Genomic DNA, 16,277 nt, shown 5'->3' with positions numbered 1-16,277 from the left:
GTGATCGGCCGCAGCATGGCGAGTGAACCCGAATTCGTAATTCCGCGTTACAGCACGATGGAACCGGAACCGGACAGCGATGCTCCCTCAACGCCGCGTGCTGGCGCGACGACAGAGCTGCCTCATGATCGCATCACGGTGCAGCGCTTTCGCGAAGCGTTTCCCCGCGCGCGATGGAGCGATCGTCTCAATGCCTGGTTCGTGCCGGGACGGACCGCCCAGAGACGTATCGGCCGCTGGCTCGCCGAGATGGAAGCGGAAGCCGAGGCCTTCGCCGACGAGAAGGGCAGAGATGCCTTCGCATTCGATCCGATCGAAAGCCACTATCTGGACGCGGGGCCTTCTTCCCTTCAAATTCGGACGCCCTATTCCCGCACCATCGTCAACGAGATCCGGGACATTCCCTTCGCGCGCTGGGATGCCGACCGACGGCTGTGGACGGTGCCTTACCGGTCGTTGGACGAACTCCGCCGGCGGTGGCCGGCAATTGAGACGGCCGCCGAACGCAACGAGCCTGAGATGCGGAAGGCGCGGCGTGAAGCAATCAAGGGTACAGAGGAAGACGAGGCGTCGAAGGCACGGACCAGGGAGCGTCGACGGAAACGATATCCCGTCCCGGCCAATGATGGCCCGCCGCTGGAGCGCGCTGTCAGCACCCATGTCGGAGTCCTTTTCTTTACTGGCACGCACGGCGAATTGGCAGATACGGCGACTGTCGATACGTTCTACTTCCCCGCAAATCGCGATAAGAATTATGTCTGGGCATCGTGGCGATCAGGCTCGCTGGAAGAATTGGTGACCACCTGGCCGGCGCGGACATCTCCGGGACCACAAGAACTCGATCGCGGCTGGTGGCTTCCGACGCTGGAGGAACTGCGGACCGCGCGGCGGGACGCCAAATCCAGGAGGCGGACGAGGGAGCGCAGGGAAAAGGAAGCGTCCTCTGAGCGAACAGCAGAAAACCCTTGAGAAGTTTCTAAGCTTGCCGCCGATCAAGCCCAGCGAGATGATCGGGCTATGGCAGGGTCGCGGCATCCCGTCCGGCCATCCGTTCGACGGCGTGTTGGAAAATCTCGGCTGGTTCGGCAAACGGTTTCCATCGGAATTGCGCGCGGACGCGCTCTTGTTTCGATCCGGTCAGCACAGGCTGACACCAATCGATCCCGCGAGGATCCCGCTGCGTCTGGCGCTTCGCTTCCATAAGGTCGGAAGAACACGTCCCGTGAAAAACCTGTTTTCGTACCTTCAGCGCGGGCTGCGGGCAAAAGGGCCGGTTGCGTCGCTGCAGACGATGTCGTTTCACGGAGTGACAAGCGCTGCGATCATCTATGACGAGCAACCGATCGTAGACCACCTTCGCAGGATTGACGAGCACAGGATGATGGGGGCGATGGTGATTGAAGGCGACGAGCGGATCTACTTCTTCGAACTTGAACGGGTCGAGCCGCCATCAGGCTCGGCACGAGCAGACCCTTGAATTCTCCGGCTCGGACGATCATCTATCTGCTGCCACCCGTCTTCGATGATCGCCTGCGCAGCAGCTTGTCTGTCTGCGCGATCGTCCGGGTGTGGCAGGGCGCTCCCCGCAAGGGTCGAGCTCCCTGCCCGTTTCAGCGATCCGGTCAGCCATTCATTTCGAATACAGCCGCATTGTCCTGGATTTCCCGAAGGCCTTTGTAAGATGCATGCCGCAGATTGCCGTCGTCCGTCCAGCCGCGGAATTCGATCTCCGCGATCAACGTCGGCTGCGCAAACACGTAGTTCTTGCCTTTGATCGGAACGGCCGGCGTCCTCGTCTTCAGCTGATCCAGCGTCTTCTTCAGATAGATCGCATCTTTTTCCTTGACGCCGGTGCCCACGGCGCCGACATAGACCCAGTCATGGCCGCGACGGCCAGCAAGCAGCAAGCTGCCGATACCGCCGCGCGCAGCGGCGGATTGCTCGTAGCCGACGATCATGAAGCTATCGCTCTGGACGCATTTGATCTTTAGCCAGTCCCCGGTCCGACCGGAGCGGTACGGGCTGTCGCGGTGCTTGGCGATAATGCCCTCCATTCCAATAGAACAAGCGTTGGCCAACAACCCTGTTCCGTCGCCTTCGATTTCCTCTGAAAGCTGAATGGCGCCGACGGTGCCTTCCAGCAGATCTTCGAGAAGATGCCGCCGGACAGACAGCTCGGTTTTCGTCAGATCGTGCCCGTCGAAATACAGAAGGTCGAAGGCAAACAGGATCGACTCCGTCGAGGATCGTTTGCCGCCGCGTCCGCCGAGCGAACGCTGCAGCGCTCCGAAGTCGGATTGGCCCTCAGCGTTGAGAACGACAGCCTCCCCGTCGAGGATCGCTGTTCCGACCCCGAGTTTCTTGGCCGCCGCGGCAATCGCGGGAAAACGGTGTGTCCAGTCATGGCCGCCACGGGTGATGATCCGCACGCCCTTCGGCTCGATATGGATCGCGAGTCGATAGCCGTCCCATTTGATTTCGAAGGCCCAGTCCGGCCCGACAGGCGGAGCTGTCTTCAGCAAATCCAGGCATGGCTCAACGCGATCGGGCATCGGGTCGAATGGGAGGTTGGGTTGGGCCGGATCGCGCTTGCGCCTCGGCTTGGATTTGGCGGTGAACGCCTCGTCTTGAAGCAGAGGCTTGGCGCGTTTGCTCATTTGCTTGTCCGGGTTTCGGCTGCGACCGACTTCTTCAAGGCATCCATGATGTTGATGACGTTGCTCGGTGCAGGCGCTGAGGCCGGCGTTTTGGCCTTGGCCTTTGACGGCTTTTTCAGGGCCTTCTTCTTTGCTGCGATGATATCGAGGAGCCGGTCCTGAACCGGGTCGACGACCATCTTCGGGTTCCAGTGCTGGGTCTGCTTTTTGATCAGTTGCTCGATCAGCGGCAGCATGTCGGAATCTGCTGTCTCATCACCGATGCCCTCGAAATAGGTCTCTTCATCCCGCACCTCGTCACCATAGCGCAAAGTCCACAGAACGATACCCTTGCCGCGTGGCTCCAACATGACGGCGCGCTCGCGCCGCGTAATAACCAGCCGCGAAATGCCGACCATGTCCTGGGATTCCATTGCGTCGCGTATGACCGAGAACGCCTCCTGGCCGACCGGATCGTTCGGTGACAGATAATAGGGGGTGTCGAGCCAGACCCACTCGATCGTGTCGCGCGGGGTGAAGGTGGAGATATCGATGGTCTTGCTGCTATCCAATGCGACATTTTCGAGCTCATCATCTTCCAGAATGATGTATTCGTCCTCACCGCGCTGATAGCCTTTGACCTCGTCCTCTTGCCTGACTTCTTTCCCTGTCACCGAGTCCACATAGTGACTGACGACGCGGTTCTGGGTTTCGCGATTGAGCGTGTGGAAGCGAACCTTCTCGTTCTCGGAGGTCGCGGGCATCATCTGCACCGGGCAGGTGACCAGCGACAGCTTGAGATAGCCTTTCCAGTAGGGACGGACAGCCATGATATCCTCCGATCAGCTTGCGCGGCGCGCTGGCGTCGTCGCGGCCTTCGATTTCGCTGCACTGGCAGGTTTGGCGACCTTTTGGCGACCGGTGCCTTTGTTGGCGTTGGCGGCTGTGCGTTTCGGCTCGGCCTTGGCTCCGACCCCCGCGCTTTCGCGCAGTGCCTGCAGCAGATCGCTCGGTTTCGATGCGACCGGCGCCTTCTTCTTCGGCAGCGACCGGCCTTCGATCTTGGCCTTCACCAATTCGGCGACCGCGGCTTCATATCGGTCGTCGAAGGTGCTGGCATCGAAACTGCCCTTCTTCTTCCCGATGATATGTTCGGCGAGATCGAGCATCTCGCCCTCGATCTTCAGGTCAGGCAGCTCCTCGAACGCTTTCTCGGATGAACGGACTTCGTAGTCGAAGTTCAGCGTCGAGGCGATCAGGCCCTTGCCATGTGCGCGGATCAGGACCGTGCGCATCCGGCGAAAGAGGACGGTGCGAGCGATAGCGGCGACCTTCGCCGTCTTCATCCCGTCGCGCAGAAGGACGAAAGCCTCCTTGCCCATCCTGTCCGGCGCAAGATAATAGGGCTTGTCGAAATAGACGTCGTCGATTTCGTTGCAGGGAATGAACGCGTCGATCTTCAGGGTCTTGTCGCTCTCGGGTACGGCGGCGGCGACTTCATCGGGTTCCAGAACGATGTATTGGCCGTTTTCGATCTCGTAACCTTTGACCTGATCATCGCGTTCGACGGGATCGCCGGTTTCGCTATCGACGAACTCCCGCTTTACCCGATTGCCGGTCTTCCGATTGAGGGTGTTAAACGCGATCCGCTCGGAGGAGGATGCCGCGGTGTAAAGCGCCACTGGGCATGACACCTCTCCGAACTTGATGAAGCCTTTCCAATTGGCCCTTGGGGCAACCATGACGCTGAACTCCTGACGCAACTTAGGCGATTCAAGCGAATGAGCGGGCAATTGTTCCGAGTCGAAACGAATCATTTTTCAAGGACTTAGCCGTTCGGCCGTGCCCGTTTCGCGAGTCCCGGTTAGCCTGCTGATTCGCATGCATCTTTTGGACGTCGGGTGCGTTAATGGAAAGCATCAACCAGGAAGGAGTCTCGCCATCACCACACGCGAACTGATCGATACCGAAGCGACAAACGGTATGTCCGCAGGGACTCGATGACGGATAACTCTAGCGGCATCTACTAGCATGGTCATCCCTGCCTCCCTTGCTGCAATATTGGCAGAGACCGGCCGTCCGCCTATGAATGGTCCAGAAGATAACATAGGGGTTCGGCTTGCAAGTTCTGGTGCGGGATAACAATGTTGATCAGGCTTTGCGCTTTCTGAAGAAGAAGTTGCAGCAGGAGGGCGTGTTTCGGGAGATGCGCCTCCGGGAACATTATGAAAAACCTTCCGTGAAGCGGGCCCGCGAAAAGGCGGAGGGCATCCGCCGGACGCGCAAGGTGGCGTTGAAAAAGATGAACCGCGAACTTGGAATAACTGCGCCGAAGAAGGCGAAGCCAGCCATCCGTCCGAAACCTGCCGGTTGATTTCCGGCGAGATGTCTAGCTAGGCCTGCCTCAGGTGTTTGCCGCGCCGCACATTCGCTCCGCGGAACGAACTCGCAGACGTGGCGCATGCCTGCAATACGTTAGCCCTCCCCGACTTTCACGCCCGCGGCCAACAGCAGGATCAGGCCCTTCAAAGAGGGCCTGGATTTCGCTGACCTTCTCAACTACGTGCCATCCCTTCCCACGACCTCCCCTCCGCGGAGTGCCGCATGCGGGAGCGTAGCCACTTTCCCCAGCCAGCTTCCAACCGGTTATATGAACCAAATCCGCGTTGCCCTTCGTCCCGATCAATGGACCGATCGACTGAGAATGCGATGAGGATAGGCGGCCTTGAACTGCGATATCATCGCGCACGCCTGCAACACCCGCTCGGCCGTCTCGGGCGTATGCCGTGCAAGTTCGTCGGCATTGACAGGGATTGCCTCGGCCATGTTCGCAGACAGCACCGCAAAGCCTTTGCGGCCTTAGGCGTACGGCCACTCGTGCTCAATGCATCGGAGCAAGGCTGGTCGTCGGGACGAAGCCAATACGCTTGCCGGCGCGGGCGACTTCCGAGCGCCCGCCCGCTTCAAAGACGACCCGGAGCAGGGCGCCCGGCGCGAGTGTTTCGCCTGTTGCAGATGCCTTAGCATCGGTGAGGGGAGCGAGGGAAACGACCACATGGGTCGGCTGCGCCGGGACGAAATCGTCTGCTACAGCCGAGAGGGCGCTCACCGCCTTGCCGATGGCAAAGTCCTCGCCGATCAGCTTCATCTGAGGGACCTGCCGGATGCCGAACTTGCCGTAGGATAGGTCCGGCACCCGCGCGCCGACATGAGACGCGAGCGCCGTCACCTGGATCAGGCCAGTGCGGTTTGAGTCTGCGACGCCTAGCCCCTCAAGCACGCTGTAAGCGAAGATGCCGTGCCCCTGGAAACCTTCCAGTGCAGGACCGTCGTCACTGGAAGCGGCAAGGATTGAACGGCCGGTCGCCCTCGTTAGCCGGTCCAGCGCGGCGAGCCGGTCGAAGCCGCGCGTGGTGCGCTCTTGCGTCAGCGTTCCACTCTCGCAGGTGTCGAACATCAGCAGTGACTTGCGAGTTGCGACACGCGTCATCCAGGCCTGCCAGTGATCCTGCCCGATGCCTTGCGCCGCGATGGAGGCTTCTCCGGAATATTTGAAATCGTGAGGCAAGAAAAAGTACCGGCCATCCAGTGTTTTGCCATGGCCGGCGACGAAGAGGACGAAGACGTCGGTAGAGCGGATGCTCCTGGCGATATCATCGAAGGCGAGACCTATCCCTTCCCGTGTCGCCTGCTCATTGGTGATCAGCCAGCTCTTGACGTCGTCGAACAGGTCGCCGCCTGCGAGCTTGAAGCCCCGTACGATCTCGCTGGCATCGTCGGTCGCGAAATTGAGGCTCAGCCTGCTGTCCCAGTAGCGATTGATGCCTACCGCAAGGACGAAAAGACGCGGCGGCGCCGATGAGGCTGGATCGCCCCAGTTCACATTGATCGTTGCAGGGATCGATGCGATGCCATTCGCCGCATTGAATACGCTCAGCTCGACAAGGTTATTTCCTGGTTCCAGAAGTAGTCTGTCCTCGACAGCGATAGGTTCCCCTTGGCGTACCGCGGCACCTGAGGTGAGGTTGCGGGCCACCCGAACGATGCCGTTGACCCTCCACTCGATACGGCCCACACCGCCAGTCGACGGAATGATGTTTGCCTTGGCAACAATGCGCTCATCGTCCGCGGTTCCGTTGTTTGATGGAGATACAATGGCCACGGTAGGCGGCAGGCCGTCCTTCAGGAGCGTTTTGATGCCTTCCCCCGGATCCGCCTGCCGGTCCGGGGCAACGCCTGAAGCCGCATTCACCACGAGATCGGGCCTGTACAGCGTGTCGAAAAGGCTGTCGACCGTGATCGTCTCATGTACGCTCGGCGCGAGAAACAGGTTTTCCGCCGCGCCCCTCGTCCCGGCGAAATAGCCACCGTCGATGCGGCTCAGCCAGTTTCCATTCTCGCTCAGCACAGTCGTCATGATCGGAGCTGCCCTCTTCGGGTCGTAGAGGAGTATCCCACCGATGTCGGTAACCACAACGAAGCGGCCCTTGTTCTGTGCCCCAAGCGCAAGGACCTCTCCGCCGACCGGCGCGTGCCGTGAGGCCCACTGGTCCGCACCCAGGCGGCCGATTGCCGGACCACCCGCCCCTTGCACTGTGACCAGCTTCTGGTCAGCGAGCGCTATTACACGCCCCCACCTGGCAAAACCTGCGACCGAATCGTTGCTGGCCCAGAGATTCCCTGCTCGTAGCGAGAACTTTCCCTGAGCATAGCTGTAGACGAGCCCTCCGGTGCCCGTGGCGCTGAACAGTGTGTCGTCGCCCGTTTCTGAATCGGGAATGACCCAGCCGACCGATCCCCAATACCAGCGTGTGGTCCGGCCGGACTTGGTCATTTCTAGCTTGAGCTCCTGGCCCGCCACCCGCTTTCCGGAGTCGATATCGATCACGACGGCGAAATGGCCTTCTCCGTAGAGAACGCGCCGGCCGGCATCGGCAAAGCCCAATCCGGAAAGCCTCTCGGCAGTCTTCCTGCGCAGGATCACGCGGCCGGTACTGCGCTCAGCCACGATTAGCGTGTACTCGCTCTTGCCGTCACTATGATCCGAGTAAATGGCGGCCAGGTAGAAGCCGTCGGGCGATGTTACTAGATGAGCTGGGCCATCATCCGAGAAGTTGCCGACCGGGAAGACCACCCCGGTCTCGATATCCATATCCTTGATGGATCCATCCTCGCAGCCGAGCGCGAGGCGCCGGTTGTTGGAAAAGCTAACCGGCGATGTGCTGTTGGAAAGATCGACAGAGCTTCCTATGGTGCAGCCGGAGATCGTCAGGTGGCGGACTTGTCCACTCTCCGTATCGAGCACATAGGCGGAGTCCAGACCTATTCCCACGGCCGTCTTGCCGTCCGGGCTGACGGCCGCCGCAACGAATTCGATGCGGTCGACTGCTCTTGGCGGCGTCAATGCTTCCCCGGTCTGGAGGCGATAACGGAACACGCCGTCGCTACCGACCGTGTAGGCTTCGCCTCGTTGTTCATCGAAACGAACGTGTTTCCCTGTCTGCCCGATATGAGAGATCGTGGTGACGCCGCCGCTCGCGAAGTCCCACCTCAGGATGGATCGGGTTTCTTCGTCGTCATAATGGGCAAGGAGAACACCCGAACCATCCGACGTGAAGACCATTCCCTCTTCCGGATTAATACCTTCGAACTTCTTCGAAAAGAGCCGCTTGCCGGTGCGGGCGTCAAGAACCTGGTAGACGTCCTCCTTCTCGGCGAGATAACGGTCGCCTTGCGGTGCAAGCGTTAGACCTTCCACATCGAAAACCGCGGACAACTGGCGCCCCGTCGTCGCATCGTATGTCCGTATCTCCTTCGGGAAGCCTTTCTTTCCGGATTTCATGCCGTAGGTGAACTCGATCGCCACTAGTGATCCGTCATCCGAAACGGCGATGTTCTGAGGCAGGTTGTCCGGCAGCTTCGAAACCACCCGACGGGCCTCGCGCGTCACGAGATCCACCGCCCACAAGCCGTTCGTCCCGAAGACCCAGACGGCTGTGCCCGTCCCGTCGACTTCGAGATGGCCCAAGGAGAAACTGTCCATTCCGGGCAGAAGGATGAAATCCTCAAGCATGCCCGTGATGGCATCGATGACGACCAGACCCTGCGCCTTGTCGTCCCAGGCGGCAAGGCAAATGATCTCGTCCATGCTGCTGCTGTAGGTGAAATTGAGTCCCGGGGCTCCGGGGAAACTTTTAGCCGGCAATCCGGTGTCAAGGCGGAAGCGTGCAATGTTCGAGCAGCTTCCCGCAAGTACGACATTGTCTTCGGCGTCGATCACGAGCTTGGCCACCCAGTCTCCAGAGAAGGATGGGCGGTCGAACGGGAGGGGATCGTCATAGGGTCCGGCAACCTGCCGCGTCTTCTCATCGATGGCCCGGTCAAGTAGCGATGCCGCCTCGTCGTCATTGCTTACGCGCAGATTGCGGGTCGACGCGAAGCGCGCAAGGCTATCGCGGTAGCCACGGTCCTCCTCGCCGTCGAGGTTGGTTCCCGAGAGTTCGCCTAGCACCCACAGTTTGCGTTTGATTTCGCGGATGTTGTCGGCGGGAAGCGCATCTGGCGCGGCCAACGCGAATGCGAGGCCGATCAGCGCGTATGTCCACAGGCCGGAACCGATCCAGGCTCCACGTTTCATCGCCTCACCCTCCCAACCTTACTAGCGTAAGGCGATAAGCGCACTGTGCCACTACTGGGCGTTGGCGCTTAGATTGATCACCTGTACCCGCCGGTTGATCTGATCCTCCGGCCTGCGGGCATCGAAGAGTTCGCTCTCGCCGAAGCCCGCCACCTCCAGCTTGCCAGAATCTATTTTGAACTTGTCGGCCAAATAGCGCGCCACCGCGTCTGCCCGGCGCTCGGAGAGCCTCTGGTTGTATTCGTCTGTGCCACGGGAATCCGTGTGCCCTGCGATCATGAAACGCGCCGACGCAAGGCTCGGATCAACGAGTGCCGTGCCCAAGGCATCGAGCGTGATGAGGGAATCGTTGAGCAGCTCTGCCGAATTATAGGCAAAGGTAACGTGCAGGCTGACGGCGTTGGGCTTGTCCTCGGCTGGAGCCGGATCGACCGTGACGCCCCTCTTGCCGAAGGGCAAGGAGCGGAAACCCGGCTTGACGCAGGTGGGGTCAAGCTTGCAGCGAATCTGGTCCGAGCTGAGATCCTGGGCCAGCGCCCTTGTTGGGAGGCACGAGAGGGCAGCGGCCAATGCCGCCAGCGGAAATATCTTCATGGTGCTGCCTTCGTTTCAAACTCGATCGTAGACGCCGCGATGACCCGTTCCGGGAGATCCGCACGCGGACGGTAGATCAGCGCCTTGCGCAGCAGCGACAGATATTCGCGCGCGGTCTGGACCTGAGGGAGTGTCTTTTCGAACAATGGGCTGCGTGAGGTCACGACCAGCATCATCTCGCGGCCGAGCGGCGGAGAGACGGTAAATTTAGAACGCCCTTCCTTCCCGTCGCCAAAGCGCAGTTCCTGCCCCGGCTCTAGCTGGCTTCCGGGCCCCTGCGGTTGCGCCAGGTGAACGATGGTCTGGTCGGCCTGGACGTAGCTGACATAGGCATAGCTGAAATGTTGCGGCGCGCGCACTGTCACGTCGAGCAGCCGCCCAGAGTGGAGTGCAGTCACATCCGCGACCGTGACGCCAGGCTTGTCAGGCTCCACAGCCGCCCGCGCGAGGATCTGCTTGAGTTCGCATTGCGGCCAGGACGCAACGGCGAGGCCGTCAATGTTCAACACCGATTTCGTTGCTGCCAGATCCTTGATCCGCTTAAGATCCTCCTCGCTGCCGACGAACCCAGAGACGATGACACTCTCGCCCTCCTTGCGGAACGCGACGTTGGCGCAGGTCCGAGTATTGACGTCGGTTACGAGCTTGGCCAGTTCGACGGTATCGACCGGTTCGACGGGCGGTGTCGGAGTGAACCCTGCGACCCTCAATACCACGGCCTCGACGGCCATGGCAGCGTAGGCGTCGTAGGACAGCCACATATAGCCGCCCTCCCCCCACTTCGTGCCCCAGGAGTTGACGACACGCAGCGCCTGACGACGATCGTCATATCCGGTGGTGACCACAGCGTGGTAGTTTATTTCCCCACTTGTCGATCCGACGCGATAGATCCCGCCGCGATAGTCGTGGAAGCTGGGCCAGATCCTAAGAGACAAGATCACCGGCTCCCCCTGGGCAAGTCGCCCGCGCACATCGTCGACGCGCGTATGGTCGAGCCGTGCTAGGTCGTCTACCTTGAAGGCTTTTGCACGGTTGGCTAGTTCTGGGGCAATGGTTTCGCAGCGATCGGAGTATGGATGATCCGCCAGCGAAAGAGCCCCTTGCCTGAGCACACGTACATTATCTGCCACGCTCGAGCCTTCGTCGCAGGCGCCCCTGCGTGCGCGGTGATAGAGATAACTGGGGCTGACGATGTTGGCATCGGTCAGCGGTTTCCGTTCGGAAGTCGAAGTGTAGTAGCTGCGCGTCGCATAGCCCACTGCCCACGCCGCGCAGGAACCCAGGGCCCCTTGTTGACGAGGGCGCGGAAATCGGGCCGATAGCTCTGCGAATTCCGGCAAGAAAGCTCGAAACCGCGGCAGTTCCGGCACGCCCCGCATCTCTGTATTGGACATCGGCCTCAATCCGGTCGAATAGCGCGTCCCAGGCGGATCGGAGCGTTCAGTCGCGGGCGGTCCTGACTGCGTTTCCTGCGCAAAACAATCTCCCGCCAGTAAGACGGCGATTGCGCATCCATTCAAGAAGCGCAGCCCAGCCTTGCGTTCCGGTCCCATGGTTTCTGAACCCCCAAGCCCAAGTCGAGTAAAACACACCCCCGACGACAGCTCAACATCTGCCGCCTACTCATATCGGAGGCGCTTGCGCAGCGATCGGCAAAAGATACCAAGGTCATGGTCAAGCCAGCGCCGCAGGTTTTGGCGTCACTGAAGGCGGCGACGGCCTGCGGACGCTCAACGAAGAATGCCCGCGTCGCTCGCGGCCACTCTGAAAGCTGACGCAGCCGCGGACGGATCACCTCGACCTTCGGCAGCTTCAATGCAGGCGCGCTTGGCTAAAGCAAAGGAGTCTCCTCCTTTCTGGGGCCAGCAAGTCATCAAGTATGCCAAGGCGTCTCTGCTGCCGCCAATGCTCTTGAAGTGGTCGCCCGGGCCAACAACGATCTCAATCGGCTCATCCCAGAGATCATGGTCCATAACGTGCTCCATGGGTTCTGATTTTTGATGAACGCAAGTGGTCAGGGCTCGTTCCTGGGTTAGGGCTTTGGTCCCAGGTGCGGCCTGGATCACACAGCGCTACCGGCCGTTCCTCGGTTGACCTCGAGCTGATGATCCGGATGCTGATGATCGGCCACTCCATGTGCATATACTGGCCGGGAGGTGGTATTACTCATATCGCATTCGGGCCTGCGCAAATCCGCACAAGATCGGCAAGGATTGTGCGAAGCTCCGGCCACGGCGCTTCCTGGAGGGCAGAGCGTGGATCCTCCATCTCCAGGAGAGAATGCAGCTTCACCGCGACGCCGGCGACAGATCGAGGAGCCGCGCTCCACAATTCCTTTGCCAACGCCTCCTCGATATCTGCGATTTCCTCCTCGGCTTTTTTCGCCCTGGTATATCCCACCCGCTTGTCCGCGGCCTTCCATTCGCTGCGGCGGGCCGCCAATGCAGCCCTTGCTTGCCGCCGCATTTCATCCTGATCAGCGTTCGGCAAAAGACGGTCGATCTCCCGACCGGAATAGGCCCAGATGAAACCACAGTCTTCGGTGAGCGGGATTTTGGTGCGGGGGAAACTACCGAGCTCTCGAAGCAACTCCGTTTCAAGCTTTTGCTGCCGACGGCAGGCTTCCCCGCAGAGCCTGTGGGCGGCTAGCCAATCTCTCCAAAGTGATACTACCGGATCGTCTTGCTCCGAACTCTCCGTCCGCACCATTGCACCTGCCGGGGCGGGCGCGGCTGCGATCGAAGCCGCAGCACGTGAAAGGAAGTTTCTGCGCGTGGTCTCGGGGGAGGCACTCCTATTCGCGGAAGAGGCCATTGGGACCGCCTCCGATCAAAACGAGCTCCCTCAGGATCGCCCGCAGTTCTGCCCACGGTAATTTTCGGCGGGTGATTGCAGACAAAGTTCTGCTATTCTCAGAATCAGCCATGATCCAAGCTCCACACAGCTAGATTGTGGTCAGGCTGCAGGGGTGCTACCAACACCCGTGCAGCCGCTAGTCCGAAACAAGATACAGGCTCGTACGACTATGCGCAATCAAAATCATCATGGCATGGTGATATGAAGGGGATCCAATGCAAATTGGCGCGCGTCGCACTTGATTGGGGGGTACTGGATTTAGCGAACGCAGCGAAAGTTTCAACGCAGACCATCACTCGTCTCGAAAGGGGCGAAGAGTTACGCAAAGCGACACTTCTCAAGATCAAAAGCGTCTTAGAAGACGCGGGGATTGAATTCATTCCAGAGAATGGCGGCGGCGTAGGTGTACGTTTCGCGCGGGCGACGGAGCACGAGAAGTAGCGCTACTTTCTATACGGTCCTAGGCCTGGCGAGCTCCGGGCGGCCATAGAAGCTCACAAGATCCTCAAGCCCAACCGCTTCTGTTGAAACGGGTGAAGGTGCTTCCGCCTTAAAGGGTCCGAATCATCGACCCGAGACCCTGAGCACCTGAATTCAATATGATAGGCCCCCTACCGACCCCACAGCACATTATCGCTCTGAGCTGGGAGTAGGCCATTGCTAGGCGCGGCTTGCTGCAATTCCGCTAGATCGGCAGATTGAAAATAAGAACAAAGAGTAGACAGAAATTCATCAGTATAGGATAGGTATGCGGCAAGAGAGCGAACCCATGCGTGCACGATTCGGGAGCTAGCCGTGACTTTCGTTACCCATCGCGACCCTATCGACACTCCCGTCCTCCGCAAGGAGAGAGGTGCGTTCTTCACGCCTCCAGCGATTACCCGTTTCATTTCGAACTGGGCCATTCGCGGGCCTGAGGATCGCGTGCTCGAACCCGCCGCCGGCGACGCTGCATTCCTGGTTTCCGCGGTCGATCGCCTTCGTGAACTCACTCCCCGCGGGCGATCGTGCCCGATGGTTCATGGCGTGGAGATACACGCCCACAGCGCAGATGTTGCTCGCAAGCGGGTCTCTGATGCCGGGGGCGAGGCCGATATCCTACTGTCCGACTTCTTTGCCGTCACGCCTGATCCCGCGTTCAACGCCGTCATCGGAAATCCTCCCTATATCCGATACCAGGACTTTACCGGGGAGGCCCGTGCCCGTGCCCGGGAGGCGGCCATCAGGGGCGGGATTTCCCTGACGGGGCTCGCATCAAGTTGGGCTGCATTCACCGTGCACTCGGCGTTGTTCCTTAAGAAAGGCGGCCGCCTGGCCTTCGTCTTGCCCGCCGAATTGCTCTCGGTGAACTATGCCGCGCCCGTCCGCAAGTTCCTGTTCAGTCGATTCCGCGACGTGCAGCTCGTATTGTTCGATGAGCAAGTGTTCCCGGAGGCGGAAGCGGATGTCGTGCTTCTTCTTGCTGACGGCTATCTGGAGGGGCCGGCGGATTTTGCAACGATCCGGCAAACCAAGAACGCTGCAACCCTCGACACTTTAGGCCCGGGACTGAGCTGGACACCGGCCGACCCAGCGGGCAAGTGGACCAGCAGTCTCGTCGATATCGACGCAGTGCATCTTTTGCACGCTCTTTCGACAGCAGGCCTCTACACGAACCTGGAAACCTGGGGCGACACAACGCTCGGAATGGTAACCGGAAACAACAAATACTTCACGCTTTCCCCCCAGCGCGTAGCCGAGCTCGGACTGCGCCCAGACGAGTTGCTCAGCCTTTCGCCACCCGGAAGCTCGCATTTGCGAGGCCTCTCGCTTTCGAGTGCCCAGCTGAAGAAACTTGGTGAAGAGGGCAACGCGATCCACCTGTTCTATCCAAATGACCCGCCTTCCAAGGCTGCCGCGGCATATATCGCCGACGGCCACAGGACAGGCGTCGACACCGCCTATAAATGCCGGGTCCGCAAGACCTGGTATCGGGTGCCGCTCGTTTCACCCGCGGACCTTTTACTGACATGCATGAATGCGGACACCCCCCGGATTACGGAAAACTCGGCCAAGGCGCGTCACCTTAATTCGGTGCACGGGGTTTACTTGAACGAGGCATATACTGCCTTGGGCCGCGAGCTCCTCCCTGTCGCCAGCTTGAACTCAATCACCTTGTTGCATGCCGAAATGGTAGGCCGCGCCTATGGAGGCGGGATCCTGAAGATCGAGCCAAAGGAGGCAGACGTGTGGGCCATGCCTTCCCCGACCCTGGTCGCCTCTCGCGCCGATGAGCTTCGCAAGATTAAGCGAAGCGTTGGAAAGCTCCTAGACAAAGGGCGGCTGCTCGATGCCGTTAGTCTGGTTGACGAGGTACTGCTGGTTGACGGCGAGGTTTCGACGACACAAAGGGCAGCCGTCCGGAATGCACGCGCGGAACTGGCGAACCGTCGAAATGTGAGGTCAGCAAGTGGCCGCTAAACCAAGTTCGAAAGCGGAAGCCTGGGAAATATTCGATCATATCGTCGAAGCTGCCGCACCTAGCGGGGAACACAACAATCCATGGGTTCTTGGAACTGATGGCCAGCCGTTCATCAATCCCGATTACGACACCCTTGCGCTATTGCTAGGTGTTCCGCTCCACCTGAAAGTAGGGACGCAAACGGGGGTGCCTGCCCTCGCACTTGATGTTTGGCTCAGCTATGAACTCCGAAGGGCTGGTTTCGGGACGGACCAGGTTTGGCCGCGGCCTGCTAATCCGCGGGTTCTTCCCGCGCCTGTCTCGGCTTTCGTCAAGTCGCTTCCCACAGCGATACGAGCCAAGGCCCAATCCTATCTGACATCGAACACGTCCATTCCCGGCGTGACCTCCTCCTCTGCTTCAATTCTGGGCAAAAACTATCTGAAGCAAGTCGACGTCATCATCACGGATTGGGTGACCGGCCCAGAATTGCTGATATCGACGAAGCGAATGGATTCCTCTTATGGAAAAAATGCGCCGAACCGCATCGAGGAATCCTATGGCGACGCCAAGAATCTCCGCCTACGCCATCCGCTTGCGGCGCTCGGGTTCCTGTTTGGACTAAGGTCCGATATTCTGGAAAAGGAACCCAAGACGGCAGAGTGGTTGTTCGACCTTTTGTCCAAGCTTGGCCGTGAGGACGATGCGTACCACTCCACCTGCCTGGTGTTGATGGAATACTCCACTGATCCGGTACAGCCGGCGGTCGACGAAGAAGAACCCACCGACGGCATTTTAGAGCCAGGCCCGCAGCCGATAACAGATCCGGCCGAGGGTGAAATAGCGCACCTTGCTGAAAGCACGGTCGAGAGCATCGTCAAGGCCCTGCCGAAGGTATCGATCCTCGCAGAACGAACTCCAGATGACCTCTCACCGGCCCGTTTTCTGACGTCGTTGGTTACGCGCGTTCTCGCGGCTACGCCCGTCAACATGCATGAGGAGGCGAGGAGGCGCCGCGCTTCCATCTTATCGAGGAAATAGAAACGACTGCTCAAGTTGCCTGGTCACATGACGATGGCTTTCCCATGCGCAATATGTCCAGCGCCTTGATGGG

General features: G+C 59.8%; 14 protein-coding genes. 6 read left to right on the top strand and 8 right to left on the bottom strand.

Annotated elements, in window-relative coordinates:
• Window positions 1-57: 57 nt before the first annotated feature.
• Window positions 58-969 carry a hypothetical protein gene (locus tag C5J26_RS30550; RefSeq protein WP_105405197.1) on the top strand — a complete coding sequence of 304 codons (912 nt, stop codon included), beginning with the start codon at window positions 58-60 and terminating at the stop codon, window positions 967-969.
• 13 nt (window positions 970-982) lie between these two features.
• Window positions 983-1,477: a DUF4334 domain-containing protein gene (locus C5J26_RS30545; RefSeq protein WP_371681968.1), complete on the top strand. Its 495-nt coding sequence runs from the start codon at window positions 983-985 to the stop codon at window positions 1,475-1,477.
• Between the two features lie 145 nt (window positions 1,478-1,622).
• Here the strand turns inward: C5J26_RS30545 and ligD are convergent, their stop codons facing one another.
• The 3 genes from ligD to C5J26_RS30525 are packed head-to-tail and all read right to left on the bottom strand — an operon-like array spanning window position 1,623 to window position 4,378.
• Window positions 1,623-2,657: a non-homologous end-joining DNA ligase gene (ligD, locus tag C5J26_RS30535; protein WP_105405183.1), complete on the bottom strand. Its 1,035-nt coding sequence runs from the start codon at window positions 2,655-2,657 to the stop codon at window positions 1,623-1,625.
• Window positions 2,654-3,466, bottom strand: coding sequence for a Ku protein (locus tag C5J26_RS30530; protein ID WP_105405182.1), 813 nt, complete (start codon window positions 3,464-3,466; stop codon window positions 2,654-2,656). The genes ligD and C5J26_RS30530 overlap by 4 nt, the downstream gene beginning before the upstream one ends.
• Before the next feature lie 12 nt (window positions 3,467-3,478).
• Complete coding sequence (locus tag C5J26_RS30525) at window positions 3,479-4,378, bottom strand: Ku protein (protein WP_105405196.1); 900 nt, start codon at window positions 4,376-4,378, stop codon at window positions 3,479-3,481.
• A gap of 377 nt (window positions 4,379-4,755) precedes the next feature.
• Between C5J26_RS30525 and rpsU the strand changes: the two genes are divergently transcribed.
• Window positions 4,756-5,010, top strand: coding sequence for a 30S ribosomal protein S21 (rpsU, locus tag C5J26_RS30520; RefSeq protein WP_105405181.1), 255 nt, complete (start codon window positions 4,756-4,758; stop codon window positions 5,008-5,010).
• Between the two features lie 507 nt (window positions 5,011-5,517).
• On the opposite strand, the gene C5J26_RS30515 is transcribed toward rpsU, so the two are convergent.
• From C5J26_RS30515 to C5J26_RS30495, 5 genes are all read right to left on the bottom strand, one after another.
• Complete coding sequence (locus C5J26_RS30515) at window positions 5,518-9,273, bottom strand: caspase family protein (RefSeq protein ID WP_105405180.1); 3,756 nt, start codon at window positions 9,271-9,273, stop codon at window positions 5,518-5,520.
• A 51-nt stretch (window positions 9,274-9,324) separates the two neighbouring features.
• Window positions 9,325-9,867 carry an OmpA family protein gene (locus tag C5J26_RS30510; RefSeq protein WP_105405179.1) on the bottom strand — a complete coding sequence of 181 codons (543 nt, stop codon included), beginning with the start codon at window positions 9,865-9,867 and terminating at the stop codon, window positions 9,325-9,327.
• On the bottom strand, window positions 9,864-11,261 hold the full coding sequence (locus C5J26_RS30505; protein WP_172746207.1) for a C1 family peptidase: 1,398 nt from the start codon (window positions 11,259-11,261) through the stop codon (window positions 9,864-9,866). Before C5J26_RS30505 ends, C5J26_RS30510 begins: the two co-directional genes overlap by 4 nt.
• Before the next feature lie 336 nt (window positions 11,262-11,597).
• Entirely contained in the window at window positions 11,598-11,840 is a 243-nt protein-coding gene (locus C5J26_RS30500; RefSeq protein WP_105405195.1) for a DUF982 domain-containing protein, read from the bottom strand.
• 193 nt (window positions 11,841-12,033) lie between these two features.
• The gene (locus C5J26_RS30495; protein WP_172746206.1) at window positions 12,034-12,681 is read right to left on the bottom strand and encodes a hypothetical protein; all 648 of its coding nucleotides are present in this window, start codon (window positions 12,679-12,681) and stop codon (window positions 12,034-12,036) included.
• Window positions 12,682-12,924: 243 nt separating this feature from the next.
• Between C5J26_RS30495 and C5J26_RS33460 the strand changes: the two genes are divergently transcribed.
• From C5J26_RS33460 to C5J26_RS30480, 3 genes are all read left to right on the top strand, one after another.
• Window positions 12,925-13,164, top strand: coding sequence for a helix-turn-helix transcriptional regulator (locus tag C5J26_RS33460; protein WP_105405176.1), 240 nt, complete (start codon window positions 12,925-12,927; stop codon window positions 13,162-13,164).
• Window positions 13,165-13,518: 354 nt separating this feature from the next.
• A complete protein-coding gene (locus C5J26_RS30485) occupies window positions 13,519-15,183 on the top strand; it encodes a class I SAM-dependent DNA methyltransferase (RefSeq protein ID WP_105405175.1) in 1,665 nt (554 codons plus the stop codon).
• Complete coding sequence (locus tag C5J26_RS30480) at window positions 15,173-16,204, top strand: hypothetical protein (RefSeq protein ID WP_105405174.1); 1,032 nt, start codon at window positions 15,173-15,175, stop codon at window positions 16,202-16,204. Before C5J26_RS30485 ends, C5J26_RS30480 begins: the two co-directional genes overlap by 11 nt.
• The last annotated feature ends 73 nt before the right edge of the window (window positions 16,205-16,277 follow it).

This window comes from Neorhizobium sp. T7_12 (genome assembly GCF_002968535.1).
In the GTDB taxonomy this organism is placed as follows: domain Bacteria; phylum Pseudomonadota; class Alphaproteobacteria; order Rhizobiales; family Rhizobiaceae; genus Neorhizobium; species Neorhizobium tomejilense.
The sequence above is the reverse complement of the archived record's forward strand: the minus strand, read 5'-3'. Positions and strand labels throughout refer to the sequence as shown.

Coding starts and splice junctions, on each gene's coding strand:
- C5J26_RS30505 (WP_172746207.1), bottom strand. CDS start 11,261: ATGTCCAATACAGAGATGCGGGGCGTGCCGGAACTGCCGCGGTTTCGA.
- C5J26_RS30495 (WP_172746206.1), bottom strand. CDS start 12,681: ATGGCCTCTTCCGCGAATAGGAGTGCCTCCCCCGAGACCACGCGCAGA.
- C5J26_RS30530 (WP_105405182.1), bottom strand. CDS start 3,466: ATGGCTGTCCGTCCCTACTGGAAAGGCTATCTCAAGCTGTCGCTGGTC.
- C5J26_RS30500 (WP_105405195.1), bottom strand. CDS start 11,840: ATGGACCATGATCTCTGGGATGAGCCGATTGAGATCGTTGTTGGCCCG.
- C5J26_RS30525 (WP_105405196.1), bottom strand. CDS start 4,378: ATGGTTGCCCCAAGGGCCAATTGGAAAGGCTTCATCAAGTTCGGAGAG.
- C5J26_RS30515 (WP_105405180.1), bottom strand. CDS start 9,273: ATGAAACGTGGAGCCTGGATCGGTTCCGGCCTGTGGACATACGCGCTG.
- C5J26_RS30510 (WP_105405179.1), bottom strand. CDS start 9,867: ATGAAGATATTTCCGCTGGCGGCATTGGCCGCTGCCCTCTCGTGCCTC.
- C5J26_RS33460 (WP_105405176.1), top strand. CDS start 12,925: ATGAAGGGGATCCAATGCAAATTGGCGCGCGTCGCACTTGATTGGGGG.
- C5J26_RS30550 (WP_105405197.1), top strand. CDS start 58: ATGGAACCGGAACCGGACAGCGATGCTCCCTCAACGCCGCGTGCTGGC.
- ligD (WP_105405183.1), bottom strand. CDS start 2,657: ATGAGCAAACGCGCCAAGCCTCTGCTTCAAGACGAGGCGTTCACCGCC.